25 protein-coding genes are annotated in these 25470 nt (G+C 36.6%); 22 read left to right on the top strand and 3 right to left on the bottom strand.

Going from position 1 to position 25470, the window contains the following annotated elements; all coding sequences use genetic code 11:
- Positions 1-93: 93 nt before the first annotated feature.
- The 8 genes from obgE to FFX44_RS02555 all read left to right on the top strand — a co-directional run bounded on the left by obgE (position 94) and on the right by FFX44_RS02555 (position 9776).
- Complete coding sequence (obgE, locus tag FFX44_RS02590) at positions 94-1410, top strand: GTPase ObgE (RefSeq protein WP_289977593.1); 1317 nt, start codon at positions 94-96, stop codon at positions 1408-1410.
- A 37-nt stretch (positions 1411-1447) separates the two neighbouring features.
- Positions 1448-3334, top strand: coding sequence for an acyltransferase family protein (locus FFX44_RS02585; protein WP_289977591.1), 1887 nt, complete (start codon positions 1448-1450; stop codon positions 3332-3334).
- Positions 3335-3967: 633 nt separating this feature from the next.
- Positions 3968-4930, top strand: a complete 963-nt coding sequence (gene rnz, locus FFX44_RS02580; protein WP_289977589.1) for a ribonuclease Z — start codon at positions 3968-3970, stop codon at positions 4928-4930.
- On the top strand, positions 4917-5726 hold the full coding sequence (locus tag FFX44_RS02575; RefSeq protein ID WP_289977587.1) for an SDR family oxidoreductase: 810 nt from the start codon (positions 4917-4919) through the stop codon (positions 5724-5726). Before rnz ends, FFX44_RS02575 begins: the two co-directional genes overlap by 14 nt.
- Positions 5727-5764: 38 nt before the next feature.
- Positions 5765-6112 carry a lipopolysaccharide assembly protein LapA domain-containing protein gene (locus FFX44_RS02570; RefSeq protein WP_289977585.1) on the top strand — a complete coding sequence of 116 codons (348 nt, stop codon included), beginning with the start codon at positions 5765-5767 and terminating at the stop codon, positions 6110-6112.
- Positions 6113-6134: 22 nt separating this feature from the next.
- Positions 6135-8465, top strand: a complete 2331-nt coding sequence (gene recJ / locus FFX44_RS02565; RefSeq protein ID WP_289977583.1) for a single-stranded-DNA-specific exonuclease RecJ — start codon at positions 6135-6137, stop codon at positions 8463-8465.
- Positions 8466-8484: 19 nt separating this feature from the next.
- A complete protein-coding gene (locus FFX44_RS02560; protein WP_289977582.1) occupies positions 8485-9003 on the top strand; it encodes an adenine phosphoribosyltransferase in 519 nt (172 codons plus the stop codon).
- 113 nt (positions 9004-9116) lie between these two features.
- Entirely contained in the window at positions 9117-9776 is a 660-nt protein-coding gene (locus FFX44_RS02555) for a TrkA family potassium uptake protein (RefSeq protein WP_289977728.1), read from the top strand.
- Between the two features lie 9 nt (positions 9777-9785).
- On the opposite strand, the gene FFX44_RS02550 is transcribed toward FFX44_RS02555, so the two are convergent.
- The gene (locus tag FFX44_RS02550) at positions 9786-12446 is read right to left on the bottom strand and encodes a YfhO family protein (RefSeq protein ID WP_289977579.1); all 2661 of its coding nucleotides are present in this window, start codon (positions 12444-12446) and stop codon (positions 9786-9788) included.
- A 208-nt stretch (positions 12447-12654) separates the two neighbouring features.
- On the opposite strand from FFX44_RS02550, the gene FFX44_RS02545 reads away from it, so the two are divergent.
- From FFX44_RS02545 to FFX44_RS02515, 7 genes are all read left to right on the top strand, one after another.
- Positions 12655-14730: a penicillin-binding protein 2 gene (locus FFX44_RS02545; protein ID WP_289977577.1), complete on the top strand. Its 2076-nt coding sequence runs from the start codon at positions 12655-12657 to the stop codon at positions 14728-14730.
- Between the two features lie 129 nt (positions 14731-14859).
- Complete coding sequence (rpmG, locus tag FFX44_RS02540; RefSeq protein ID WP_003690623.1) at positions 14860-15009, top strand: 50S ribosomal protein L33; 150 nt, start codon at positions 14860-14862, stop codon at positions 15007-15009.
- An 88-nt stretch (positions 15010-15097) separates the two neighbouring features.
- The gene (locus FFX44_RS02535; RefSeq protein WP_289977726.1) at positions 15098-15649 is read left to right on the top strand and encodes a 5-formyltetrahydrofolate cyclo-ligase; all 552 of its coding nucleotides are present in this window, start codon (positions 15098-15100) and stop codon (positions 15647-15649) included.
- Positions 15650-15658: 9 nt separating this feature from the next.
- On the top strand, positions 15659-16312 hold the full coding sequence (locus tag FFX44_RS02530) for a rhomboid family intramembrane serine protease (protein ID WP_289977571.1): 654 nt from the start codon (positions 15659-15661) through the stop codon (positions 16310-16312).
- Positions 16313-16345: 33 nt separating this feature from the next.
- The gene (locus tag FFX44_RS02525) at positions 16346-16543 is read left to right on the top strand and encodes a YqgQ family protein (RefSeq protein WP_289977569.1); all 198 of its coding nucleotides are present in this window, start codon (positions 16346-16348) and stop codon (positions 16541-16543) included.
- 26 nt (positions 16544-16569) lie between these two features.
- Positions 16570-17529, top strand: coding sequence for an ROK family glucokinase (locus tag FFX44_RS02520; protein WP_289977568.1), 960 nt, complete (start codon positions 16570-16572; stop codon positions 17527-17529).
- 31 nt (positions 17530-17560) lie between these two features.
- The gene (locus FFX44_RS02515) at positions 17561-17968 is read left to right on the top strand and encodes a rhodanese-like domain-containing protein (RefSeq protein ID WP_289977566.1); all 408 of its coding nucleotides are present in this window, start codon (positions 17561-17563) and stop codon (positions 17966-17968) included.
- 181 nt (positions 17969-18149) lie between these two features.
- Here FFX44_RS02515 and FFX44_RS02510 read toward each other — a convergent pair whose 3' ends face one another.
- The gene (locus tag FFX44_RS02510) at positions 18150-18326 is read right to left on the bottom strand and encodes a DUF3042 family protein (protein ID WP_289977565.1); all 177 of its coding nucleotides are present in this window, start codon (positions 18324-18326) and stop codon (positions 18150-18152) included.
- A gap of 120 nt (positions 18327-18446) precedes the next feature.
- On the opposite strand from FFX44_RS02510, the gene miaA reads away from it, so the two are divergent.
- From miaA to glnA, 4 genes are all read left to right on the top strand, one after another.
- Positions 18447-19379: a tRNA (adenosine(37)-N6)-dimethylallyltransferase MiaA gene (miaA, locus tag FFX44_RS02505; protein WP_289977561.1), complete on the top strand. Its 933-nt coding sequence runs from the start codon at positions 18447-18449 to the stop codon at positions 19377-19379.
- A gap of 19 nt (positions 19380-19398) precedes the next feature.
- Positions 19399-20661 (top strand): methionine gamma-lyase family protein, encoded by a 1263-nt coding sequence (locus FFX44_RS02500; protein ID WP_289977724.1) that lies wholly within the window; start codon positions 19399-19401, stop codon positions 20659-20661.
- Positions 20662-20736: 75 nt separating this feature from the next.
- Complete coding sequence (locus FFX44_RS02495) at positions 20737-21126, top strand: MerR family transcriptional regulator (protein ID WP_289977559.1); 390 nt, start codon at positions 20737-20739, stop codon at positions 21124-21126.
- 25 nt (positions 21127-21151) lie between these two features.
- Positions 21152-22495 (top strand): type I glutamate--ammonia ligase, encoded by a 1344-nt coding sequence (glnA, locus tag FFX44_RS02490; protein WP_289977721.1) that lies wholly within the window; start codon positions 21152-21154, stop codon positions 22493-22495.
- A 313-nt stretch (positions 22496-22808) separates the two neighbouring features.
- Here the strand turns inward: glnA and FFX44_RS02485 are convergent, their stop codons facing one another.
- Positions 22809-23132 (bottom strand): hypothetical protein, encoded by a 324-nt coding sequence (locus FFX44_RS02485; RefSeq protein WP_289977558.1) that lies wholly within the window; start codon positions 23130-23132, stop codon positions 22809-22811.
- 183 nt (positions 23133-23315) lie between these two features.
- On the opposite strand from FFX44_RS02485, the gene gmk reads away from it, so the two are divergent.
- The 3 genes from gmk (at position 23316) to coaBC (ending at position 25460) form a co-directional block, all read left to right on the top strand.
- The gene (gene gmk, locus FFX44_RS02480; protein ID WP_289977556.1) at positions 23316-23936 is read left to right on the top strand and encodes a guanylate kinase; all 621 of its coding nucleotides are present in this window, start codon (positions 23316-23318) and stop codon (positions 23934-23936) included.
- Complete coding sequence (rpoZ, locus tag FFX44_RS02475; protein WP_289977555.1) at positions 23933-24145, top strand: DNA-directed RNA polymerase subunit omega; 213 nt, start codon at positions 23933-23935, stop codon at positions 24143-24145. The genes gmk and rpoZ overlap by 4 nt, the downstream gene beginning before the upstream one ends.
- A 136-nt stretch (positions 24146-24281) precedes the next feature.
- Positions 24282-25460 carry a bifunctional phosphopantothenoylcysteine decarboxylase/phosphopantothenate--cysteine ligase CoaBC gene (gene coaBC / locus FFX44_RS02470; RefSeq protein ID WP_354669244.1) on the top strand — a complete coding sequence of 393 codons (1179 nt, stop codon included), beginning with the start codon at positions 24282-24284 and terminating at the stop codon, positions 25458-25460.
- The last annotated feature ends 10 nt before the right edge of the window (positions 25461-25470 follow it).

Genomic DNA, 25470 nt, shown 5'->3' with positions numbered 1-25470 from the left:
TAGGGTAACGATGAACAAGTTCATTTTTTCTTTATTAGCTCACATATTAGTGCAAATGTAAATAATCAATATGGAAAGAAGGGTGAATGAATAATGTTTGTCGATCAAGTAAAAATCAATGTAAAGGCCGGAAATGGCGGAGATGGCATAGTTGCATTTCGTCACGAAAAGTTTGTTCCTAATGGTGGCCCAGCTGGTGGAGACGGTGGCAAGGGTGGAAGTGTAATCTTAAAGGTTGATGAAGGGCTAAGGACCTTAATGGATTTTCGTTATCATCGTCATTTTAAAGCCAAGGCTGGCGAAAAGGGTATGAATAAAGGAATGTATGGTCGCGGAGCAAGCGACTTCTATGTTTCTGTACCTGAAGGAACTACGGTCATGGATGATGAGACAGGTGAAATTTTAGGTGATTTGCTGCATGATGGTGACGAGTTAGTGGTTGCAAAGGGCGGTCGTGGAGGCCGAGGGAATATTCATTTTGCGAGTCCAAAGAATCCAGCACCAGAGATTGCAGAAAATGGTGAACCAGGAATTGAACGTGTTTTGCGGTTAGAATTAAAAGTTTTGGCAGATATTGGGTTAGTTGGTTTCCCTTCAGTCGGCAAGTCGACGCTTTTGGCTACTGTTACAAGTGCAAAGCCAAAAATTGCGGCTTACCATTTTACAACACTTGTTCCTAACCTAGGAATGGTAAGATTGGATGATGGGCGCGACTTTGTGATGGCTGACCTGCCGGGACTAATAGAAGGAGCTTCCCAAGGGGTTGGACTCGGAATTCAATTTTTGAGACACATTGAACGTACAAGGGTAATTCTGCACTTAGTTGATTTAAGTGGCATGGATGGACGGGACCCATATGATGATTTTGTTAAAATTAATCAGGAATTGGTTTCGTATGATGAAACGCTGCTTGAGCGTCCGCAAATTGTAGTAGCAAGTAAGATGGATTTACCGGATGCTAAGGAAAATTTAGCTGATTTTATTGTTAAAATTAAGAATGATACAATGCTCAAAACTGTACCAGAGGTTGTTGAAATTTCTGCGGTGACGCATACAGGTGTTAAGGAATTGATAGCGAAAGCTGCTGATTTACTTGAGGAGACTCCTATATTTCCAACACTGGCAGATAGAAAACGACAGGAACAGCTTGAAAATGGAATTGTTTATAAGTTTGAAGAATCAGAACAATATCCATTCGAAATCACAAGAGATCCAGATGCAACTTGGGTATTAAGTGGTGATGCATTGGATAAGTTATTTAAAATGACGGATTTTGAACATGATGAAAGCATTATGCGGTTTGCTCGTCAGCTACGAGGGATGGGTGTTGATGACGCTCTAAGAACGAAGGGTGCTAAACAAGGCGATCTAGTTAGAATTGATAAGTTTACATTTGAATTTGTTGAATAAATTGTAGAAGTTTTTTGTATTTTGGGGTTGGAAAAAAATGAATACGAGTAATAAGAAGAGACGTTATATTACAGGCTTTGATGGTATCAGAACAATTGCAGTTATTGGGGTAATTTTATATCATCTTGTGCCATATGATATCCAGGGTGGCTTTTTGGGAGTTCCAATTTTTTTTGTATTATCTGGATATCTGATTACGGATATTTTGAATGAAGAGATCCAAAAAAATGGAAAGGTCAATCTTTTTTCCTTTTATAAGAAGAGAATGAAGCGACTTTATCCAGGATTGGTTACAATGATTGTTGCTACGAGTGCATATATAACGCTATTTCAAAGAAGTTTACTGAATGGCATCCGAAATGTGATCGTTGGTAACCTGTTTTATGTCTATAATTGGGTGCAAGTTAGACAGGGGCAATCGTATTTTGATCGTTTTGGAGTACAGTCGCCGTTTACGCATCTCTGGTCATTGTCGATTGAAGGTCAATTTTATCTTTTCTGGCCAATTATACTAACAGTTTTGTGGGTAGTTCTACGAAAAAAACAACCGATTTTTGATACTATTTTTATAGTTGCTTTTTTTTCAGCATTAACGATGGCATTATTGTATAAAGACGGCCAAGATTCTTCAAGAATATATTTTGGAACTGATACAAGGATGTTTTCTATCTTGTTAGGAACTAGTTTAGCAGTTATCTGGCCAAGTAAAGGATTGAAAAATAATCTTCAGAAAAAATCACGAATAATTTTAGATTGTATTGGAATAGTTAGTCTAATTTTGATTATTTTGATGTTCTTCTCAATGTCTGGGGAAAGTGACTTAACATACCATGGAGGGATGTTCTTCTTTTCCTTGATTTCAGTGTTCCTAATTGCAACCGTTGCACATCCTGGAGCCGATCTGAACAAGTTGCTAACTAATCGCGTATTTACTTGGCTGGGTAAGAGAAGTTATGGGATATATCTCTATCAATATCCGGTAATGATTTTTTATGAGTCCCATGTAAATATTGCTGCACATCCATGGATACATGTTGTTATTGAGATTCTTTTGATTGTGATGATTAGTCATTTATCCTATCGTTATATTGAATTGCCACTACAGCACTTTGATTATTCTAGGACAAAAGAAGTAATTGGGGAATTTTTCAAAAAAAAGTCTCGTTATGGTTGGCAAAGATTATGGATAGCGGGTGCAGTTTTCATGGTCGCACTGACCATGACGGGTGCAGTTTTTCAGCCTAAAACACAAAGTAATCAAGGAGATCAACAATTAGAAAATGTGATAAAAAAGAACCAAAAAGAAGTTACAGAAGATAATAAAAAGCTGCAAGATAAAGGAAAACAAGGCACAAGTTCGAGTTCCGCTTCTTCACAAAAAGGTACGAGTAGTTCAGCACAATCAAGTTCGAAGTCAATCCAGTTAACACAATCACAACAGCAACAAGCGGCAAATATGAAAATCACAGCAATTGGAGATTCTGTACTGGCTGATGGGTCATTAAAACTAAAATCAATCTTCCAGCAGATGTATATTGATGCAAAGGTCGGAAGACAGCCAAGGGATGCAATTGGAATCTTGAATGACCTTGCACAAAAAGGTCAGCTAAGCAATACAGTCTTGTTGAGTCTGGGGACGAATGGACCGTTTAATGATGGAGAACTGCATCAAATTATGGGAGCAATTGGAAATCGCAGAGTGTATTGGATAAATACACATGTTCCAACGAGAAGATGGCAAAAGCAAGTTAACGACTCGTTGAATGCTGCAACTAAAACGTATTCTAATTTGCGGATAATTGATTGGTATGATTATAGTAATAATCATACTAATTGGTTCTATGATGATAACGTTCATCCAAACGAATATGGACTGAATTATTACGGCAATTTTATTGCAAAAGAAATATTAGAAGATAAGTAAAAAAGAAAATAAGAGAATTTAACAATTTTTTGACTTTTGATACGTAATTATGAGTATACGAAGTGCATATTTTCTGATTAATCAGGTGAAGTGTTTCTTCTGGAATACGCCGTAATGTAATTGACACGAGGGATGCCACAAAGAAATATTTTGCGGACAACCTCGTTTTTATTCTATAGACGCAGCTTACCATTTATTAATAATTTATTTTCTGCTATTCGATATCCAAAGACTTTAAAAGTATTAAAGTCGTAGTTAATCAGAATTTCTTTGTCCGATAGAACAGACTGGTTTGACAGAGTAAAAAATGTTTTTAAGTTTAATGCAGTATTTGAATTAGAATTTGTGTGTAAAACCGCAGATTGATCATTGACCGAAAATTTTGTAATCGGAATCAAGGTATTATCTACCTGAAAATATAATTGATAATAAGGATTGAGTCCAAATATAAGTGTTGTAAAGTCTTTTAGATACATGTTGTTCCTCTCTTCTTAGAATAAATTTTTTTTAAATCCCACTTTAATTATATTTTGTAATTAAAAATAGTGACAGCTTTTATTTTGATGTTAAAATAGTGTAAGACATTATTATATTTTAAACCATCTTTGCTGGTTTAATAGATTGGAATTATATATGGAAATTGAATTTTTAGGAACTGGTGCGGGATCGCCTGCGAAGTCACGTAATGTAACTAGTATAGCCCTAAAGCTTTTAGAGGAAATAAATGAAGTTTGGTTATTTGATGTTGGAGAAGGAACACAGCATCAAATATTGAAAACATCGATAAGGCCACGAAAGGTGACTAGGATTTTTATTACACATCTTCATGGAGATCATCTTTTTGGGCTTCCTGGCTTTTTAAGTAGCCGCTCTTTCCAAGGTGCTCAACAGATGGGAACTTTGGTGATTTATGGACCAAAAGGAGTAAAGGATTTTGTGCAAATGAGTTTGCGTGTTTCACAATCTAAATTAACTTACAAAATAAAATACATTGAAATTGAACAAACGGGGTTATTGGTAGACGAAGCACGCTTTCAAGTTTATGTTGATAGGTTAGATCATCGAATCGAATGTTTTGGGTATCGTGTAGTTGAAAGCGACTATGCCGGAGAACTTCAAGTTGAACAACTTAGAGCGGAGCATATACCAGCTGGTCCAATATATGGCAGACTGAAGGCAGGTGAGAGGGTATCATTGGCTGATGGCAGAATTGTTGATGGAAATGACTATCTTGGGGAAAAAAAGAAAGGCAGAATTGTGACTATTCTTGGTGATACAAGACAGACATCATCGATTTTAGAATTAGCAAAGAATGCAGATGTACTTATTCATGAGAGTACCTTTGGCAAGGATGAGGCACAACTGGCGTATAATTATCATCATTCAACTAATATGCAAGCTGCAAAAATTGCTAAACAAGCCGGAGTAAAACGACTATTTCTCACACATATTTCTGCAAGATATATTGGTGCAAAAGCAGTGCAGCTTGAAAAAGATGCACATAAGATTTTTAAAAATACGACATTGGCAAATGATTTTGATACTTATGTGGTTCCATTTTCTCGTAAACAGGAGGGAAAGAATGAAGAATTATAAACAGCTGAGGGATTTGCATAATCGAATTGTTGTTGTAACTGGGGCATCTTCTGGATTAGGTGAGCAGATTGCGTATGAATTAGCGAGAAAAGGTGCAATTGTGGTTGTTTGTGCCAGAAGATTGGATAGACTTGAAGAGGTTGCTAAAGAATGTCAGAAGTTGTCAGGAAGAATATCAGTTGCGAAGCAGTTGGATGTTGAAGACCCGGAGCAGATTGAGAACTTAGTTGGAGAGGTTGAAGATGAACTTGGTCCGATTGATGTACTCGTTAATGATGCTGGATTCGGACTAATGGAGGATGTCTTGAATTTCGAAATGAAGACGGCAGAAAAAATGTTTAGAGTCAATGTGCTGGGCTTGATGTATCTATCGAAGTTTACTGCGCTTAAGATGGCACAGCGCAACAGGGGAGCCATCATTAATGTTGCATCTGCGGCCGGTAAAATTGCAACTCCCAAATCTGCTGTATATTCAGCAACCAAGTTTGCTGTACTAGGATATTCGAATGCATTAAGGCTTGAGCTGAGGCCATTGGGTATTTCTGTGCTAACCGTTAATCCAGGACCAATTGATACTAATTTTTTTGAAATTGCAGATCAGACAGGCAATTATTTGAGTAAGATTGGCTTTTTGATCCAGAAGCCAGAGGAAATTGCACAAAAAGTAGTTAACACAATAGGAACGAGTAAAAGAGAGCTCACAATACCTTTTGTGTTTGAAATTGCTCATCGCTTCTATGACTTGTTTCCACGAGTTGGTGATTATTTGGCAGGAGATTTGTTCAATAAAAAATAGACGTTAAAAGGAATAGGCATTGAAAAGGGGAGTTAATTATGAAAAATCAGTGGCGGATGATTCTAGCACTTTTGATAGCACTTGTTGTCGTTGTTTTTGCACTATTGAATACGCAAAAGGTTGAACTGAATTTTCTCTTTGGCAAGTTTAGTTTACCGCTAGTATTAATCTTGGTAGTCTCTTTGTTACTAGGTGCCTTGATTGCTGTCTTATTATCAACAATGACGATTGTTGGTCTAAAACGAGAATTAAAGAAAAAAAGTGATCACGAGGAGCAAATCAAAAAACAGTTTGAAGCAGACTATCAGAAGAAAGTAACTGAAGTAAGAGCTGAGTATCAGCGCAAGATTAATGATAATCGAACAAATAGTTTGAATTTAAAGTAAAGTTGAGTAGGAGTTGATTTTTTTGTTTGACACGCACTACGAATGGAAGTTCGAGTCTACGTCATTAGGAGAAAAGGAACTCAAGCTGCAAAAGCAAATGGGCATTTCAAAACTGCTGACACAGTTGTTAGTCAAAAGAGGTATTTCAACTCCTGAGGCGGCTGCTGAATTCTTAAATCCTAGTGAAAATAATATTTATGATCCATATCTTTTACATGACATGGATAAGGCTGTAGAACGAATTCAAGCTGCTGTAATGGACGATCAAAAAATTACGATTTATGGCGACTATGATGCAGATGGATTAACAAGTACGGCAGTGATGTACGAAACGCTTGAACAAATTGGTGCCAACGTAAATTATTACATACCTGATCGTTTTATCGATGGATATGGGCCAAACATTGAGGTATATAAGAGATTAATCAGTGAGGGAACAAAGCTGATTATTACGGTAGATAACGGGGTTAGCGGCTACGCGGAGGTTGCATATGCGCGCAGCCACGATGTGGACGTTGTAATAACCGACCACCATGAATTACCTGACAGGTTACCCGAGGCCGCTGCCGTTGTTCATCCGAGACATCCTGATAAAGAGTATCCTTGGCCAAATTTGGCAGGTGTTGGCGTTGCTTTCAAAGTAGCCTCAGCGTTATTGGAAGATATTCCACAAGAACTGCTTGATTTAGTTGCAATTGGAACCGTTGCTGATTTAATGCCGCTACTTGATGAAAATCGTGCGCTTGTCAAGTTTGGAATCATGTCACTGAGAAACACTCAGCGAATAGGTCTATTAGCATTATTGAATAATGCTAAAATTGGCATTGCTGATCTCGATGAAGAAACGATTGGTTTTGCACTTGCCCCACGATTAAATTCTTTGGGCAGAATTCAAAATGGAAATCTTGGTGTGGAATTATTAACCACGCTTGATGAAGATAGGGCGAAGCAGATTGCAAGCCAAGTTGAAGAATTGAATACTAGACGTAAGGAACTGGTAACAACAATTTCAAAGCAGGCATCCCAAAAACTGATGGAGAATACCACTAAACATCTAGTGAACGTTGTTGCTGGTAAGAATTGGCACGAAGGTGTACTGGGAATTGTTGCTAGTCATTTAGTTGAAAAGACAGGCAAACCATCATTAGTGTTAAGTATCACGGATGATGGAAAGATTGCTAAGGGTTCAGGAAGGTCAATTGAGGATTTCCAACTTTTTGATGCAATTAATAGCCATCGTGACCTTTTAACCAGTTTTGGTGGGCACCATATGGCGTGTGGACTCTCTTTGGAAAAGTCAAAAATTGTGGAATTACAAGCAATATTAGATGATGAAGCAAAAAAGCAGAAGCTAGATTTAGATAAAAAGTCACAATTGAGAATTGAGCAGACGCTTGAGGTAGATGAGCTTAGTCTTGATTTTATTGCTGAATTGAAGCAACTAGCACCATTTGGGGTAGATAATCCTAAGCCAATTTTTTCTTTTGCAAATTACAAAATACAAAATGCAATCTTAATGGGACAAGAGAAAAATCATTTTAAAATGTCTATAAAAGGCAAAGGAGCAGCGATTGATGCAATTGCATTTTCTGTTGGTGAGCATGGACAACAGTTGGTAGCTAATGCTGATGACATTGAATTTGTTGGCGAATTAACTACCAATGTGTGGAAGGGTCAAACTAAGCTGCAGGTAATGATTAAGGATTTTTGTTTGAATGTCACAGAGATACCTAAGATTAGACTTAATGACTTAAGACGCAGTAGATTGACCGCTGGTTTGTTGCAAACGGATGGCGAATTCTTTTTCTTTAATGCAATAGTTTATAAAAAACTAGCTGGTTATTTTAAGCATGATGCAAGAATTATTGTTGGTCTGGAAGAGTTATCTGGGAGAATAAAAGTAGATAATCTTGTTGTCGTTGATTGTCCTCCTAATTTGGAGAGTTTCGGTATTTTACTAAAAAAAATTGAGTTTGCAGAGATAACAACAATTCTTTATCCGTATAAGCCGGTACTTCTTAATGGAATGCCATCTAAGGAGGAACTGGGAAAAGTTTACAGGTTTGTAATTTCACACAAAAATGTGGATCTAAAAAAAGATTTGAATAAATTAGCAGATTACCTGAAAATGAAAAAAGATTTGTTGATTTTTACCATACAGGTGTTTTTTGAAGTTGGATTTGTTAAAATAGACAATGGATTAATGGCTGGATCATCTTCAAGTAAGCAAATTAATTTGAAAGATGCTCCTAGTTATCGTGCAAGACAACGATTGCTTGAAGCAGAAAATGTCTTATTGACGAGTAAAACTGCAGAATTTGAGGCTACTATTTCTCAATTCATAACAGTTTAATTAAAGGAGCGTTTATAAAATGGCACTAGATCTAACGAAGTATATTGCAAATATTCCTGATTATCCTGAGAAGGGAATAATCTTTAGGGATATTTCACCCTTGATGGCTGATGGTGAAGCTTATAAGCAAGCTACGGCACGAATTGTTCAATTTGCTCGTGACAAAAAAGTTGAGATGATTGTTGGACCAGAAGCTCGCGGTTTTATTGTTGGTTGTCCTGTGGCTTATGAACTTGGTGTTGGTTTTGCACCTGCACGCAAGAAGGGAAAATTACCTCGTGAAACAATTGAAGCAACATACAAGCTTGAATATGGTACTTCAGCGCTTTATATGCATAAGGATGCTGTGAGACCAGGACAGCGAGTGTTGGTTACTGATGATTTACTGGCTACTGGGGGGACAATTGGAGCAACAATTGATTTAGTCAAGCAATTAGGTGGCATTGTTGTGGGATGTGCATTTATTATTGAGCTTGATGCCTTAAATGGACGCGATAAAATTAAGGATTATGATATTTTAAGCCTAATGAATTATTAATTTAGTTGCCTTTTATGTTTTGAAGATGTGAAAATATTAGTGAGAAGGGGCTTTGACAGAATTTATTTTGTGTCGCGGCGCCTTTTTTCGTTCAGGAGGAACTTCATAGAATGATTAAACAAACTTTTGCTGTGATTGGATTAGGGAGGTTTGGGTCAAGTGTTTGTCAGACTTTAATAAACGCGGGGGCTGAGGTCTTGGTGATTGATAAAGATGAGGCACGCATCAATGATTTTAAGGATATTGCAACACAAGCAGTTATTGCTGATGCACAAGATGAAAGTACACTCAAATCAATTGGTATTCGAAACTTTGATCATGTTGTAATCGCAATTGGTGAAGATATTCAGGCGAGTATTCTTGTGACATTGATGGTCAAGGAGTTAGGAGTTAAATATATTACTGCCAAGGCACAAAATGAGTATCATGCACGTGTTTTGACAAAATTAGGTGCGGATAAAGTTGTACATCCTGAACGAGATATGGGGACAAGAATTGGAAAGAATCTCCTTTCAAGGAATATGCTGGACTATCTTGATTTATCCTCTGATATTAAGGTTGCTGAAATCAAAATTACAAAAAATTCATTTGTGGGAGCATCATTGGCCTCACTTGAATTCAGAAAAAAATATGCACTTAATGTGATTGCAATTAGGCATGATAAAAAAATAGACATCTCTCCTGCACCAAGTGATGCATTGGTTCTGGGAGATAGTCTACTAGTTGTTGGTTATCAAAGGGATGTTGCTCATTTCAATAGTTTGATGGATTGATAACTGTTATTAAGATGTGTGCAGAGGTTTGCTTTGCTGACCTCTGCGTCGTCTTTTTTTGTGGTCAAAGATAATTATGAATAGCAATATGACTAAACTAATTAGCGTAGTTATGGTACCTATCACAAATAAGGGTGGTGTATAGGTTAAAGTAATTGAATGCTTTCCTTTAGCTACATTTGCTGCAAGAAATGTATTTTGAATTTTGAAAGTCGAAACCTTTTTGCCATCTACACGGATTGTCCACCCAGAGCTATAGGGAATTGTGGTAGCTAAGAGATGGTTTGCAGTAGCATTATAAGATCCCACTAGTTTACGGGATGAAATCTGTTTCAGATTAACTGAATGTTTCTTAATCTGCTTAATCTTATTTTGAACCAAATTATTGTTCATTTTATAAAGAACAAAATTATTTAACCATAGTGAAGATTTTTTAAAACGTGCAGTTAACACAATCTCCTGTCCCTTTGAATGGTTTGCAATATTAACTACGACAGTATGCCTGAAAGTTCCGTATTGTTTCAACGGCTGATTATTTAAGTATAATGAGACGTTGTCTGAATCAAAAGCAGAACCAAGTGTTAAATAGTATGAATTATTTGTTTTAGGTGTAAATTTAAAAATGATTTGGGCTGTTTTCGCAAAATTTTTCTTTTTAAAAACAGTATTCGTCAATTTAGTTGATTGTTCAATATTTTGGAATACGACTTCGTTGAAGTTTTGTGCTTCAAAGTATTTTGTATTTTGCTTGCCGATTGTGTCATTCAACCATTCAGTTTGATATTCAATTGGATTATCATAGAGTACTTGCAGATTTTTCAACTGATTATTGGCAAGATAAGCATAGCCTAGTGCATTGCTGTTTTTATAAATTTGAGTTAATTTATTTTGTTTAATCGACGTATAACGAGATAAATCAGGTTTCTCTGTCAAGGACGAGAGCGGCTGCCCTTTTTTTAGCAATGAGCTATCAATTGGTGCAATGAAATATTTCATATTCAAGAGGGCATCACTAATAATTGTGCCGTTTGAATAAGTAACATAATTATCCCCATCAGGATTTCCAAGCATACCATAAAAATCTGGAATGCTTTTTTCAAGCGCCGAACTAAAATATGAACCGGTATTCAAATTATTAGCTAGGCCATCATTTTTGGTACGACTGTATGTTTGTCCGGTACGATAAGCACTGTTTTTGAGACTGTTCAGGTAACTGCTGTCTTTTACAAGTGCCTTTGTAGGAGTTGCATAGTCTTTTTGTGTGAGATAACTCAAATTACCTAACGAAATATAGGCGTTCATTGATATCTCAACAATACTGATCAAACACAGTAAGAAAATTTTGATTTTATTATATTTTGAATTTACAGCAAAAGCTAGGACTACAAGAGAAAGGGTTGCAAAAACGGCTGTAAAAATCAAGGTCTCGTTCGTTATATAGGAGAACTTTTTCTCGTTTACGAAGGAATATGCAATTATACCGGCATAAAGAATGAAACTCAGCCAGATTTTCCAAGGGCGAATGGCTATAAAATTTTTGAGAGTTCGACTTGCTAGAAGAAGCATCCAAAAGCTTATGATGTACGAAAAGCGATATGGATACCAGACTGGAAATTGCCACCCATGCCACAAGAGATCAAGAGGTTCAAAGCATAAAGATAAGACTAGGAAAATACTAATTAAAAATGCCAAAATTCGTTCGCGTAAGCTGATTCTTGAATCGACAAAGTATAAAAAGAATCCAATCAAGAAAACAGAGCCAATAAAGAGATTGGGATAGCCCGAGGGCATTTGTTGAAAGTTAAATGAACCGACAATGAATTTGGAAAGTATTTTTAGAGCATTATATTCGAACTTAAAACTTACAGAGCTTTGCGTATACTGCCCTTTACTTGAAAGTAAAGAAGCAACTGTTGGCAGCAGAATGATCATTGAGGTTGTGACCGCAATAAGTGAGCTGGCAATAAAGCGAAGGCTCAATGAGAAAACTTGCTTTAAATCTCGTTTGCTTGAGAATACAAACCAAATAAAATATAGAATTAAAAATAAGCAGATCATATAGCCCATATAATAATTGTCAATTAGCATAATGGCTAATAAAACAATGTACGGCCAGCTTCTTTTACCTGATAAAAGTCTGTGAAGCTGCAAGACAATCAGTGGTAAGAAAATCGTTGCATCCAGCCACAGCAAATTTAATTGGTTTGCAACAAACCAACCCATCATTGCGTATGAAGTTGCAAAGGCAACGATTGTCAGACCTGACTGTGTCCGCATTTTCTTTAAAAAATAGCCAAAAGATAAACCAGCACAGCCGTACTTTAGGAGTGTAATCAGCATAATTCCTGCTGCTAAGTACTTTTCGGGAAATAACAGCAAGAATAAATTAAATGGACTCATGAGGTAATATGCCCACTCACCAACCATGTTGCCGCCGACTTCTTTGGAGAATGAATAGAAGAAGCCACTTGGATTTGATAAAAGGGTTCTTCTGAAATATGAGAAGAAATCAATGTATTGCTGTCCTAAATCGACAGTTAATAAACTACTTTTACCAAAAGGAAACATTCCTTGTGAGATGAAATAACCGCCCATTAGAAAAATAGGTAAGAAGAAACTAAGTAATAAAGGATAGTGACTACGAACAAAATGTGCTAATCTTATTTTCATGCTAGACTCCTAATAATGATTTATGTAACATCTTCAATTATAATACATACTTAAATGCAAAGTTGAAAAAAGCATGTAGTTTTTATTAAAGTTTAGACAATTAATAAAGTATCAAGACTAATTTATGGTAACATTATTAGGTGAGTTATTATGTGGTAGGCCGATGTTAGAAAAAGGCTAATTAATTATTTATTGTGAGGGAAAAAAATTGAAGTTTCTTAGAAAAACAAGTAAAAAAAGACAAATAAAGAAATCACAGACACCTTTTAGACTGAATTTTCTTTTTGTAATTGTTTTTTTGCTATTTGCTGCTTTAATCTGGCAGTTAGCAAATCTCCAAATTGTTAACGGAACCAAATTTGAATCTGAAATCAGTAGTACAGATACACAGACTGAGACAGGGAGTGTTCAGCGTGGAATGATTTATGATTCAACTGGAAAGGTTCTGGTTTCAAATAGCGCTTCGCGAGCGATTACTTATACAAAACCGTTGTCTGTTACCTCAAAACAGATGTATCAAATTGCTAACGAACTTGTTAAATATGTCAAGATCGACACTTCAACAATGACCACGGCAATGAAATCTGATTACTATCTTGGAAATGAACAAAATCTCAAGGCAGTTAACAACAAATTAAAAAAACAGATAACCAAGTTTTCAAGTTTGAGTGGAACAGCAACTTACAAAGCTGAAGTAGCTTATGTGAAGAAGCATAAGCTCACGGCTAATCTCACAAGCAAACAAAAGCAGGCAGCAATTGTTTATTCGAAGATGAGTGGTGCATATTCACTCTCAACTGTGTACTTGAAGTATGAGGATGTTAGCGATCGTGAAATGTCTGAGGTGGGGGAAAATCTGTCTCAAATGGCCGGTGTAAAGATTGGCACGAGTTGGTCGCGAAGTTATCCGAATGGTAGTTCTGTTAAAAGTGTTATCGGAACTGTCACAAGTAAAAAGCAGGGATTACCAAGTGATCAGTTAAGTGAACTTCTAGCAGAAGGCTACGCAAGAGATGATAGTGTTGGCTCAAGCTATATTGAAGCTGAATATGAAAATGTATTGAAGGGCACTAATTCGGTTACAACACTTGAAACTCAAAATAATAAAATTACCAAAGAAATTAAGACTTATGGTGGCAAAAAGGGTGACAATGTTGTTTTAACAATCAATGAAAAATTCCAACAAGATGTTCAAAGTATTATGAAAAGTGCAGTTAAGAGTGTTTCGGGAAGTAATCCTTATCTCGCTGGTGCGTATGCGGTAATAATGAACCCTAATACAGGAGCAATTTATGGTTTAGCAGGTGTTAACCGTAATATTAAGACCGGTAAGGTTTCTGAAAACGCACTTGGAACAATCAATCAGTCATTTGTTATGGGGTCTGTTGTTAAGGGCGCAACCGTAATGGGAGGTTTAATGTCTGGTGCAATTACGCCCACAAGTAATACTTTTACTGATCAGCCAATCAAACTGAAAGATACAGCAAGTAAATCTTCATGGTTTAACGCTTCAGGAAATGACAATTTACAATTAACGGCTTCTGATGCTTTGGAGATTTCTTCAAACTCATATATGATGCAGTTGGCAATGCGTGAAGCTGGGTTCAATTATCAGGAAAATGCTTCATTGAATATGTCAACCTCAATATTCAGCAAACTTAGGGGCTATTTTAACCAATTTGGTTTAGGTGTGAAGACTGGGGTTGATATTCCAGGTGAAGCTTCCGGCTATGAGGGACCCTCAAGTCAGAGCGATATTGGTAAAGCACTTGACTTGTCATTTGGTAACTATGATTCGTATACTACAATTCAGTTAGCACAGTATATGGCAACTGTTGCGAATGGTGGTTATCGTTTGCAACCGCACATTTTACAGGCCATTCGAGGTACAAATAAAGATGGTACTTTGGGGAAGACTAAATATCAGTTTACACCGAACATCTTGAACGTTGTAAGTGCAACAAGTGCAGAGTGGAATGTTGTAAAGACTGGTTTTTGGGACGTAGTTCATGGATCTAATTCATTGAGAACTGGGACAAAACTTGCAGATTTGAATCCACAAGTCGTTGCAAAAACTGGGACTGCGCAGACCTATTATGGAACTAATGAAACAACGACATTAAGTGGTGTTTCATATGCACCTGCTAAAAATCCGCAAGTTGTGATTGCGATTGCGTTTCCTGGGATGTCTGAAGAAGATTCAATCAACATGACGTCAATGAGTGCAATCTATACAGCTTACTGGAAAGATGTACAATCCAGTGATGGTTATACTACGAATTAGGCTGTCAAGGGAATTTCCTTAACATTTTTTGAAAAAATACTAGCGTGTTTGTATAAAAGATGGTATTATATTTACGTTAAGGGCTTAGTCGCCTTTTTGAAATGAAGTCGTAGTTTGGAGGTTTTGAATATGCGTGTACACATTACAATGGAATGTACTGAATGTCATGAGAGGACATACCTATCTAGTAAGAATAAGCGTAATAACCCAGATCGCTTGGAATTGAATAAGTTCTGTCCACGTGACAACAAGGTAACATTACATCGCGAAACAAAATAACAACAGGAACTTTTTCCTGTTGTTTTTTGTTATGTTACACTCTTTGAAATTCTTAATATAGAATCTTTTTGGGGGTTACTTGTTGGTAATGAATAAAGAAAAAATACTATATAGAAAAAAACAATTGGCGATATTTGAAGAGAGAAAGAGTGGATGGGACAAAGAATTAGATGAACTATTACTGTACAGAAAGCTTTTTAATTCTTCTGAATGGAGTAAGGCTGATACGGTAGGTGTGACTCTGAGTTTACCTTCTGAAATTGATACTAAACCAATTATTTTGCAAGCATGGATGGAATCTAAGCAGGTTTGCATCCCACTCACTTTGGCACAGAGAAAAATGAGTTTTAAATTATTAACTCCAACGATGAAAGTTGCGAGAAATAAATTTGGAATATTAGAGCCTGAAAGTTCCGGTATAACGCTTGAAAAGTCCCGAATTGACTTAATTATTGTTCCAGGATTAGCATTTTCTTCGAAAGGAGAGCGGCTGGGATTTGGCGGTGGATATTTTGATCGCTTTTTAGCTGATTATGGAGGTACAACGGTTAGTCTCGCTGAAAAGGCGCGCTTTTTTGAGGAATCAGTTTGGCCGGTTGAAGAAACTGATGTTTTGATAGAAAAAATATTGACTTTGTGAGGATGATTTATGGTGGTAAAGAAACCTGTGGTTACCTATACACTTTTGGGGATTAATGTAATCGTCTTTGTATTAATGACTTTGGCGGGCGGCAGTGAAAGCATCGGGGTATTAGTTGAATTTGGCGCAAAAGTTAATTCGCTCATTATTGCGGGACAATGGTGGCGCTTAATCACACCAATGTTTTTGCATATTGGATTTGAACATCTTGTTTTGAACATGATAACCTTATATTTTGTAGGAATTCAACTTGAAGGTATTTTAGGCCGTGTCAGATTTTTGGCTGTCTACTTAGTGAGTGGAGTTGCTGGAAATCTTGCAAGTTTTGCATTCAATCCAAATGCTTTATCTGCAGGTGCGAGCACTGCATTGTTTGGATTATTTGGAATTTATTTGATGATGGGAGAATCATTTAGTAGTAACCCATATATCAGGGCAATGGCAAGGCAGTTTTTGCTGTTGGTTGTATTGAATATTGTTTTTGGATTTTATGGCAGTGTTGATTTGGCAGGACATATTGGTGGGCTTATTGGCGGCTTTTTGATTGGTTATTGTGTAGGTGTTCCGCGTGTAGGCAATGTTCCACTCCCAAAAAGGGTTGTCAGCGGTCTAGCATTAGTGTGTCTATGTATTATGATGTTTACTTTGGGTTTTAAAAATTAAAGTTTTCTATTATAATTAATTGGAGATGTTTTTTTGAAGACACTTTACGACGTACAACAGCTATTAAAAAAATTTGGAGTTTTTGTTTATGTCGGTAAGCGGCTATGGGATATTGAATTAATGGCACTTGAGATTGATAATTTGTATCAGGCGGGAGTTATCGATAAGCAAACATTTTTGAATGCTAAACTGGTTTTGACTCGTGAACATAGGGTTGAAGAAAATAACTAGACATTTACTTTTTGGAGGGACAATTAATGGAAAAAAAATTAATTGGTATTGATTTAGGTGGTACAACAATCAAATTTGCAATTTTAACTGAAAAAGGTGAAATTCAACAAAAATGGAGTTTTGAAACTAATATTCTTGATGATGGGGCGCATATCGTTCCAGACATAGTTGAATCTATTAATCATCATCTAAGTTTATATGGGATGGTGCCTAAACAATTTCTTGGAATTGGTATGGGGTCACCCGGTACAGTTGACTTAGAAGCAGGAACTGTAACGGGCGCTTATAATCTTAATTGGAAAACCCAGCAAGAAGTAAAAAAAGTTGTTGAAGAAGAAACAAAGATATCTTTTGCAATTGATAATGATGCAAACGTTGCTGCTTTAGGTGAACAATGGAAGGGCGCCGGTGAAAACGATAAAGAAGTCGCCTTTATTACATTGGGAACGGGTGTTGGTGGTGGATTGGTTTCTAATGGCGAGCTTCTCCATGGCCTTGGTGCAGCAGGTGAAATCGGCCATATGGTTGTGCAGCCAAATGGGTATTTGTGTACTTGTGGCAATCATGGGTGTCTGGAGACATATGCTTCAGCTACAGGTGTTGTTCGTGTTGCCCGCGATCTTGCAGAAGAATTTGCTGGAGATTCAAAAATAAAGCGTGCATTAGATGATGGACAGGAAATTACATCTAAAATTGTATTTGATTTGGCAAAAGAAGATGATCTCCTTGGGAAGATGGTTGTTGATCGTGTCTGCTATTACTTGGGACTAGCTTGTGGAAATATTGGGAATTTACTAAATCCTTCATCTGTTGTTATCGGTGGCGGTGTGTCTGCAGCTGGGGTATTCTTATTAAGCCGAGTTGAAAAATATTTCTTAGAGTTTGCTTTTCCAACAGTCAGGAAGTCTACTCAGCTTAAATTAGCACAGTTAGGGAATGAAGCTGGTGTGATTGGCGCTGCATCATTGGCTTTGCGCTTCAAATAAGAGTTTAGAATGAAAAAGGGGATGATAGTTTATGGTATTAAATGTTTCGATCTGGGTTGTAATTGATATTATCGCCATTGCAATTCTACTTTACATTATTGGAAATCAACTGTATTTATGGTATCAAGGAAGACGTGTCGCTACGTTGCTTGAAAATAAAGATTTCAGGCAAGGAATGCATGTAGGACAAATTATCGATTTAAGGGATAAGGATAATTTTGATGCAGGCCATATAATGGGGGCACGTAATGTTCCATATACTCAATTCAAGATTATGAAAGAATCGATTCGTAAGGATATGCCTGTGTATCTATATGATCAAGGCAAGTCTTTAAGTACAAGAATTGCAGTTAAACTGCATAAAGATGGTTATAAGGATATTTTTGTGCTAAAGAACGGTTTTGAACGTTGGGATGGTAAGATTAAGAAGAGAAAGTAGCAGACTTGACATAGGGTAGAAAATTTAGAGGTTTTTTGGTGCTATAGTGAGTTAGTGAAAGTAATATATTTATAGGTAATGAAAAAAGGGCTGTGCCAAAACGAATGTTTTGTGGCAGCCCTTTTCTCAGATACAATTAATTAGCTTTTAGGATAGTTGTACATAGATTAATCTAAAGGTGTTATCCTTGATGTGCAGAATGCATTTTACGGATTGCACGACGTCGGTGTTGATCGTCGAGTTCTTCTTTTACTTCAATTGGTTCAATAACGTTCTTCTTGAAAGCATAAAAACAACCTGCAGCGGCGCCGATTGTTGTAACAATTCCTAATAAAAATCCTGTATTAAATTGTTTCAATTAAAAAACCCCCTCAATTTAATTAATACATATTCATTATGAAGTATTTTGATTTCAAATTCCAGTTTATTGATTATTTTGCTTAAAAATAGAATAAAAATATTGAAAGGAGCCATTTTTTTGGCTTATAAAGTGATCGTTATTGTCGGACCTACCGCAGTTGGAAAAACCTCGTTGTCGCTTGCATTGGCACAGAAATTTAATGCCGAAATAATTTCAGGGGATTCTATGCAGGTTTATCGTGGCTTAGACATTGGAACAGCAAAAGCTACTGTGGACGAGCGAAAGTTAGTTCCACACCATTTGATTGATATCAGAGAAGTTAATCAGCGCTTTACGGTTGCAGATTTTGTGCAGGATGCTAAGGACCAAATTAAGAAAATCAGCAACAGAAAAAAATTACCTTTGATTGTAGGAGGAACAGGTTTCTATCTACAAGCGTTACTTGCTGGATATAATTTAGGTGGTAATGAAGTAAAAAACAGTCAGGATATACGAATCAAATTTCAAAATTTTGCTTTGAAAAATGGGAAAAAAGCTCTGTGGAGCTACTTAAATGAGATTGATAGGGTTGCTGCGGCACAAATTCCGGTTAATAATGTCAGAAGAATTATTCGTGCTATTGAAGTGTATGAAGTGACAGGATGCAAGTTTTCGGAACAATTTGATCAACCAGATCGGGAAATTGATGCTTTGGTAATTGGTTTGAATACAGAACGTAATGTTTTGTATGAAAGAATTGAGCAAAGGGTCGATCAAATGATACACGAGGGTTTGGTGGATGAGGCTCGCTGGTTGTTTCAAAAAGGTGGGATAGATTTTCAAGCAGGTAAGGGAATTGGATATAAAGAACTTTTTCCTTTCATCAATGGGACAGATAGCTTAGCAAATGGGGTAGCAGAGATAAAGAAAAATTCGAGACACTATGCCAAAAGACAGCTGACGTGGTTTCGAAATAAAATGGATGTAACGTGGTTTAATTTGTTTTCTGATGAAACAGAGATTGAAAAAATAGAAAACACAGTTTTGTTATGGCTTAAAGAGAAAGGATAGATGAAATTTGAGCACATGGATGGATGAATTACCAGTAAAATTACAACAAAAAATTGAAGAGGTCGAAAAGCAGATAGAGGGTAAGATTCAAGAAATTGATGATCAAGCTACATACAATCAAATGAAAGTATTGAAATGTTTTAAAGAACATCATGTGGCAGAAGAAGATTTTGCAGGTTCTACGGGTTATGGTTATGATGATGTCGGAAGAGACAAGCTGGATGCAATTTATGCAGATTATTTTAACACTGAAGATGCAATGGTTAGACCACAGTTAATCTCTGGAACGCATGCCATTACGACAGCGTTTTTTGGGGTGCTTAGGCCCGCAGACACGTTATTTTATATGACGGGAATGCCATATGATACCATCCAACATGTTGTTGGTATTGTTGGAAATGAACCTGGAACATTGAAAGATTTTGGTATTAATTTTAATTATTCAGCATTACTTGAGAGTGGTGAGGTTGACTATAGAGATGTTGAACAAAAGCTGAAAGCTGACGAGAAGATTAAAGTAGTCGCTATTCAGCGCTCACGTGGTTATTCAGACCGTGCAAGCTTCACGGTTGAAAAGATCAAACAAATGATTAGATTTGTAAAGCAAATCAGGCCGAATGTAATTATCTTTATTGATAATTGTTACGGTGAGTTTTCAGAAGTGCATGAACCTACTGAATATGGAGCAGATTTAATGGCAGGATCATTGTTTAAAAATGCAGGTGCAGGTATTGCTAAGACAGGAGCTTATATAGTGGGAAGAAAAGACCTAATTAAGCAAGCAGGAAATCGTTTAAATGTCCCTGGAGCAGGCAAAAATGAAGGGGCAACTATTGGACATATGCGTGATATGTTTCAGGGCTTTTTTCTGGCACCAAATGTGACCGCAAATGCAATCAAAGGTGCAGTCTTTGCAAGTGCATTACTAGAAAAAATGGGACTTGCTGTTTCTCCAAAATGGGACGAATCGAGGACTGATTTAGTCCAAACAATTAGTTTTGGAAATCCAGAAGCAATGATTTCATTTTGCGCAGCTATTCAGCATTACTCACCTGTAAATTCCTTTGTAGACCCAGTACCAAGTTATATGGATGGATATGAGGATGAAGAAATAATGGCATCGGGTAGTTTTACAGAAGGTTCAACAATTGAGTTATCATCTGACGGGCCTTTGAGAGCTCCGTTTACTTTGTATGTTCAAGGAGGATTAACTTATTCCCATGTAAAAATTGCGATTAGTAACGCAGTAGGCGAAACTTTCTTTGAAAACAAAAAGATGTAAGAAGATATAACATTTGGCGTTGACATTCATAATAGCCCTTGCTATCATAAGGGCGTAACTTAGAGGAGGGTTGTTATGAAAGAGAAGGAGCTCAGACGTTCGCTTGCCGTGTTACCCATTGGTACAGTAATGAAGCTCACAAATTTGTCAGCACGTCAGATTCGTTATTATGAAGAGCAGCAGTTGGTTATGCCTAAGCGTAGTGAAGGTAATCGTAGGATGTATTCTTTGAATGACATCGATCGTTTACTTGAGATCAAAGATTTTTTGGATGAAGGAATTAACATGGCTGGGATTAAGCATATATACGATGAGAATGAGCGAAAACTTGCTGAGAAGCAAGCCAAACTGGAAAAACCGCTGACCGACACTGATGTACGACGAATTTTGCGTGATGAATTTATTGCAGTAAGTGGGCTTAGCAAGCAGGATGAGTCTTCTTTTAAGCATAATAATAACTTCTAAAAATTTAATAAGGAGCGATTTAATGATGGTAAAGCCTAATTATACAAAAGATGATATTCGTAAGATAGCCAAAGATGAAAATGTTAAATTTTTGCGCTTGATGTTCACTGACTTATATGGTGTTATCAAAAACGTTGAGGTTCCAATTAGCCAACTTGAAAAATTATTAGACGATAAACTAATGTTTGATGGTTCTTCAATAGACGGTTTTGTTAGAATTGAAGAGAGTGATATGTGGTTATATCCAGATTTATCAACTTGGATGATTTTCCCATGGGGAAGTGAACATGGAAAAGTAGCTCGTGTCATTTGTGAAGTTTACAATGCTGATCGTACACCATTCATCGGTGATCCGCGTAATAATTTAATTCGTGTTCTTGGTGAAATGAAGGAATTAGGCTTTACTGATTTTAATATTGGGCCTGAACCAGAATTTTTCTTGTTTAAACTTGATCCAGAAACTGGTAAGCCAACGCTGAATCTTAATGATAAGGGAAGTTACTTTGACTTAGCTCCTGTTGATTTAGGTGAAAACTGTCGTCGCGATATCGTTTTGGAATTAGAAAACATGGGCTTTGATATTGAAGCTTCCCATCATGAAGTTGCACCTGGCCAGCATGAAATCGACTTTAAGTATGCTGGAGCACTTCAGGCATGTGATAATATTCAAACTTTTAAATTAGTTGTGAAGACCGTTGCAAGAAAGCACGGATTACATGCGACGTTTATGCCAAAGCCACTTGACCGTATTAATGGCTCGGGTATGCATATCAATATGTCATTATTCAACAGTGAAGGAAATGCATTTTTCGATGAAAGTGATGAAATGCAATTATCTCAAGAAGCACGCTACTTCTTGGGCGGCTTGCTGACGCACGCACGTAACTTTACAGCTGTGACTAATCCAACTGTTAATTCATACAAACGTTTAGTACCTGGATATGAGGCACCAGTTTATGTTGCTTGGTCTGGTCGAAATCGTTCGCCACTTGTACGTGTTCCAATTGCTCGTGGTATGTCAACGCGTCTTGAATTGCGTAGTGTTGATCCAAGTGCAAATCCATACTTGGCGATTGCATCAATTCTTGAAGCCGGGTTGGATGGATTGCGTAAAAAACTTCAAGCTCCAAAACCAATTGATCGTAACATTTATGTAATGGATGCGGAAGAGCGTAAAGCAAATGGAATCTCTGATCTTCCATCAACTTTGCATAATGCGATTAAAGAGCTTGAAAAAGACGAAGTAATTGCAAAGGCAATGGGTCCTCATCTGTATCAAAACTTCATTGAGGGTAAGAAACTCGAATGGGGTGCTTATCGTCAAGAAGTTTCACAATGGGAACGGGATCAATACTTAGAATTGTACTAGAAATAAAAAATTGTTGGGGCTAGATCAAAAGTTAAATCTTGATTTAGCCTCTTTTTGACTCCAACTAAATTGGTTTCATAAGTCAAAGTTCTTTACTTAATAAGGAGTTGTGATATAAGTCAGGAAAATTTGAGTATTAATTCGAAGTTAGATGGAGCATTTTGATCTATGGAACATGTTTATACGAAATAAATAGAGGAGGTGGCTCAAAAGTTAAGCTTTGAACCACCCCCTTATTTATATTCAAACTTATTATGTCCGATGTCATACTCCTGATGATTTTTATTAGTTAAACAAGATAATTAAGGGTGATTTATTCTTTGGCAAGCTTAATGTATTTTATTTGATTAATGTTTAGCAGATGTGATAAATTATCTCCAAGATTATCAAGTTTGAAAATTGTTTTATTATTTTTATTTCTTGAAATAAATCCCGTTGCTGCAAATTCATTATCATGGATATCTTTATAACTGATGCTGATAACTTTATGTTTTTGGATTGCTTGGTTAATAAAAAAATTAAGCTGGAAAAGGGGCATTTGTATGCAATTACTAAAGTCTTGTCTGCTGTACGAGGTAAATTGTTTTTGAATACCCTGAGTTATTTGCTGTAGTGTTGTTTTTTTCAATTCTAGCATGTTAGAAGCACTCTCCTTTTTTAGAACGTCTGTTCGATATTTATATTATAGAACAAACGTTCGAAAAAGCAAGCCATAAATTTATTTTTTATTAAGAAATTCTAATTAAGAATAACTTGAAATATGTTGCAAAAAAGTACATGATAATCTTAATACAATATTTTAGAGGAGAGTTTTGCAAACATGTCTAAACGGGGAATGTTGATAGTATTGTCTGGACCTTCAGGAGTCGGTAAGGGAACAGTCAGGAAAGCTATTTTTGCGCAAGATGATAATAAGTTTCATTATTCAATCTCTATGACTACGAGATTGATGCGTCAAGGAGAAGTTGACGGAAAGGATTATTATTTTGTTTCGAAGACTGAGTTTGAAAAAGAAATTAAAGATGGCGGCATGCTTGAATATGCACAGTATGTTGACAATTATTATGGAACACCGCTAAAATATGTAAATGAGATGCTTGATCAAGGTAAGGATGTTTTTCTTGAGATTGAAGTAAATGGTGCCATGCAGGTTCGTGAAAAGTGTCCGGATGGGCTGTTTATTTTTTTGACACCGCCGGATTTAATGGAGTTACGTCATAGAATAAGTGGACGTGGAACTGATGATTTAGCAACTATTGATAAGCGTATGGCTAAAGCAGTCGATGAAATCGAAATGATGCAGAATTATGATTACGCAGTTGTTAATGATGAAGTTTTGAGTGCAGTGGAGAAGGTAAAGACCATCATCAGGGCTGAAAGATGGCGGGTAAAGAGATTTTTACCAGATTATAAAAAACAATTGGGAGATGTTTTAAAATGATTTTATATCCATCAGTTGATGATTTATTAGAACGTGTTGATTCACGTTATTCATTGGTAATGCTGGCTAGTAAGAGAGCACATGAATTGGATGCTGGCGCGATTCCAATGCTTAGTGAATATAAGTCAGTTAAGAATGTTGGCAAGGCACTTGAAGAGGTTGTTGCAAATGATTTGATTATTGATCCAGATGAAAGAGAAGAAGTGTAATTTTGAGTTTTAGAGAAGGGCCATGGGACTGCTGATATTCAATGGTATCAGGATAATAGTCACAATGGTCTTTTTTGATGTTCTTTTTTGACCGTATTATTGATACAATATAATTATTACTAAAGGAGGGTTACAATTGAAAAATATGCATGTTGCTGTCTGCGTAACTGGAGGAATTGCAGCTTATAAGGCGGTTATTTTTATTAGAAAATTGATCAAGGCAAACGCAGAAGTTAAGGTTATAATGACTGAAGAAGCAGCGACTTTTGTAACCCCATTAACCTTTAAAACAATTAGTCGAAACCAAGTATACTATGAAAATAGCCAGCAGCAGGGAATTGTCGAGCATGTTGAACTTGCCAAATGGACAGATATTGCAGTGATTATTCCTGCAACAGCTAATACGATTGGTAAACTAGCCAATGGAATTGCCGATAACTTTGCAACGACTTGTTTGATTGCTATGAATTGTCCAAAATTTATAGTACCTGCAATGAATGATAAAATGTATGATAATCAGGCAGTGCAAAGAAATCTAAAACAATTAATCGAGGATGGCTATCACATGTTAGAACCTGATACTGGATTTCTTGCAGAAGGATATGATGGCAAGGGACGTATGCCGGAACCAGATGCGATTTTTAAGTGGGTTAGTGATATTATTGCAAATAAACAAGATTTAAAGGGGAAAAGAGTTGTGGTTACTGCAGGGCACACAATTGAAGCAATCGATCCTGTAAGATACATTACAAACCATTCTTCAGGTAAGATGGGATTTGCAGTTGCCAGAAATGCAGTACAAAGAGGGGCTGATGTGACCTTGATTAGTGGGCCAAGTCATCTGATTAATGATACTGGTGCGAGGTTAATAGCTATCAGAACAACAGCGCAGATGTATGAAGCTGTAAAAGAGCGCTATTCGGATGCAGATATTGTAATTATGTCAGCTGCAGTGGCCGATTATCATGTAATTCAGCCTGCAAAACAAAAAATTAAGAAAACAGGAAAAAGACTAACGCTTGAGTTGGAAAAAAATATTGATATTTTAAAGAAACTTGGTCAAGAGAAGAAAGCACAAAAATTAGTTGGCTTTGCTGCTGAAACACAAAATTTATTGGAAAATGGTCAACAAAAATTGATTAATAAAAATCTTGATTTGCTGGTTGCAAATGATGTATCACGCTCAGATATCGGCTTTGGCAGTGATGAGAATGAGGTGATTTTTATGCGACCAAGCAAGGAAAACATCAATAGTCCAAAAACTAATAAGGATGATATTGCTAAAATGATTTTTGATCTCATTACCGAAGACTAGGAGGAATTCA

The sequence above is a fragment of the Lactobacillus sp. UCMA15818 genome, from assembly GCF_030400225.1.
In the GTDB taxonomy this organism is placed as follows: domain Bacteria; phylum Bacillota; class Bacilli; order Lactobacillales; family Lactobacillaceae; genus Liquorilactobacillus.
The sequence above is the reverse complement of the archived record's forward strand: the minus strand, read 5'-3'. Positions and strand labels throughout refer to the sequence as shown.

Bases quoted from the DNA above. Each gene is read 5' to 3' on its own strand.
- glnA (WP_289977721.1), top strand. From the start codon at position 21,152: ATGGTAAAGCCTAATTATACAAAAGATGATATTCGTAAGATAGCCAAA.
- FFX44_RS02520 (WP_289977568.1), top strand. From the start codon at position 16,570: ATGGAAAAAAAATTAATTGGTATTGATTTAGGTGGTACAACAATCAAA.
- gmk (WP_289977556.1), top strand. From the start codon at position 23,316: ATGTCTAAACGGGGAATGTTGATAGTATTGTCTGGACCTTCAGGAGTC.
- FFX44_RS02560 (WP_289977582.1), top strand. From the start codon at position 8,485: ATGGCACTAGATCTAACGAAGTATATTGCAAATATTCCTGATTATCCT.
- FFX44_RS02530 (WP_289977571.1), top strand. From the start codon at position 15,659: ATGGTGGTAAAGAAACCTGTGGTTACCTATACACTTTTGGGGATTAAT.
- FFX44_RS02575 (WP_289977587.1), top strand. From the start codon at position 4,917: ATGAAGAATTATAAACAGCTGAGGGATTTGCATAATCGAATTGTTGTT.
- FFX44_RS02585 (WP_289977591.1), top strand. From the start codon at position 1,448: ATGAATACGAGTAATAAGAAGAGACGTTATATTACAGGCTTTGATGGT.
- obgE (WP_289977593.1), top strand. From the start codon at position 94: ATGTTTGTCGATCAAGTAAAAATCAATGTAAAGGCCGGAAATGGCGGA.
- rpoZ (WP_289977555.1), top strand. From the start codon at position 23,933: ATGATTTTATATCCATCAGTTGATGATTTATTAGAACGTGTTGATTCA.
- FFX44_RS02570 (WP_289977585.1), top strand. From the start codon at position 5,765: ATGAAAAATCAGTGGCGGATGATTCTAGCACTTTTGATAGCACTTGTT.
- FFX44_RS02550 (WP_289977579.1), bottom strand. From the start codon at position 12,446: ATGAAAATAAGATTAGCACATTTTGTTCGTAGTCACTATCCTTTATTA.
- FFX44_RS02535 (WP_289977726.1), top strand. From the start codon at position 15,098: ATGAATAAAGAAAAAATACTATATAGAAAAAAACAATTGGCGATATTT.
- rnz (WP_289977589.1), top strand. From the start codon at position 3,968: ATGGAAATTGAATTTTTAGGAACTGGTGCGGGATCGCCTGCGAAGTCA.
- rpmG (WP_003690623.1), top strand. From the start codon at position 14,860: ATGCGTGTACACATTACAATGGAATGTACTGAATGTCATGAGAGGACA.
- FFX44_RS02515 (WP_289977566.1), top strand. From the start codon at position 17,561: ATGGTATTAAATGTTTCGATCTGGGTTGTAATTGATATTATCGCCATT.
- FFX44_RS02495 (WP_289977559.1), top strand. From the start codon at position 20,737: ATGAAAGAGAAGGAGCTCAGACGTTCGCTTGCCGTGTTACCCATTGGT.
- FFX44_RS02500 (WP_289977724.1), top strand. From the start codon at position 19,399: ATGGATGAATTACCAGTAAAATTACAACAAAAAATTGAAGAGGTCGAA.
- FFX44_RS02485 (WP_289977558.1), bottom strand. From the start codon at position 23,132: ATGCTAGAATTGAAAAAAACAACACTACAGCAAATAACTCAGGGTATT.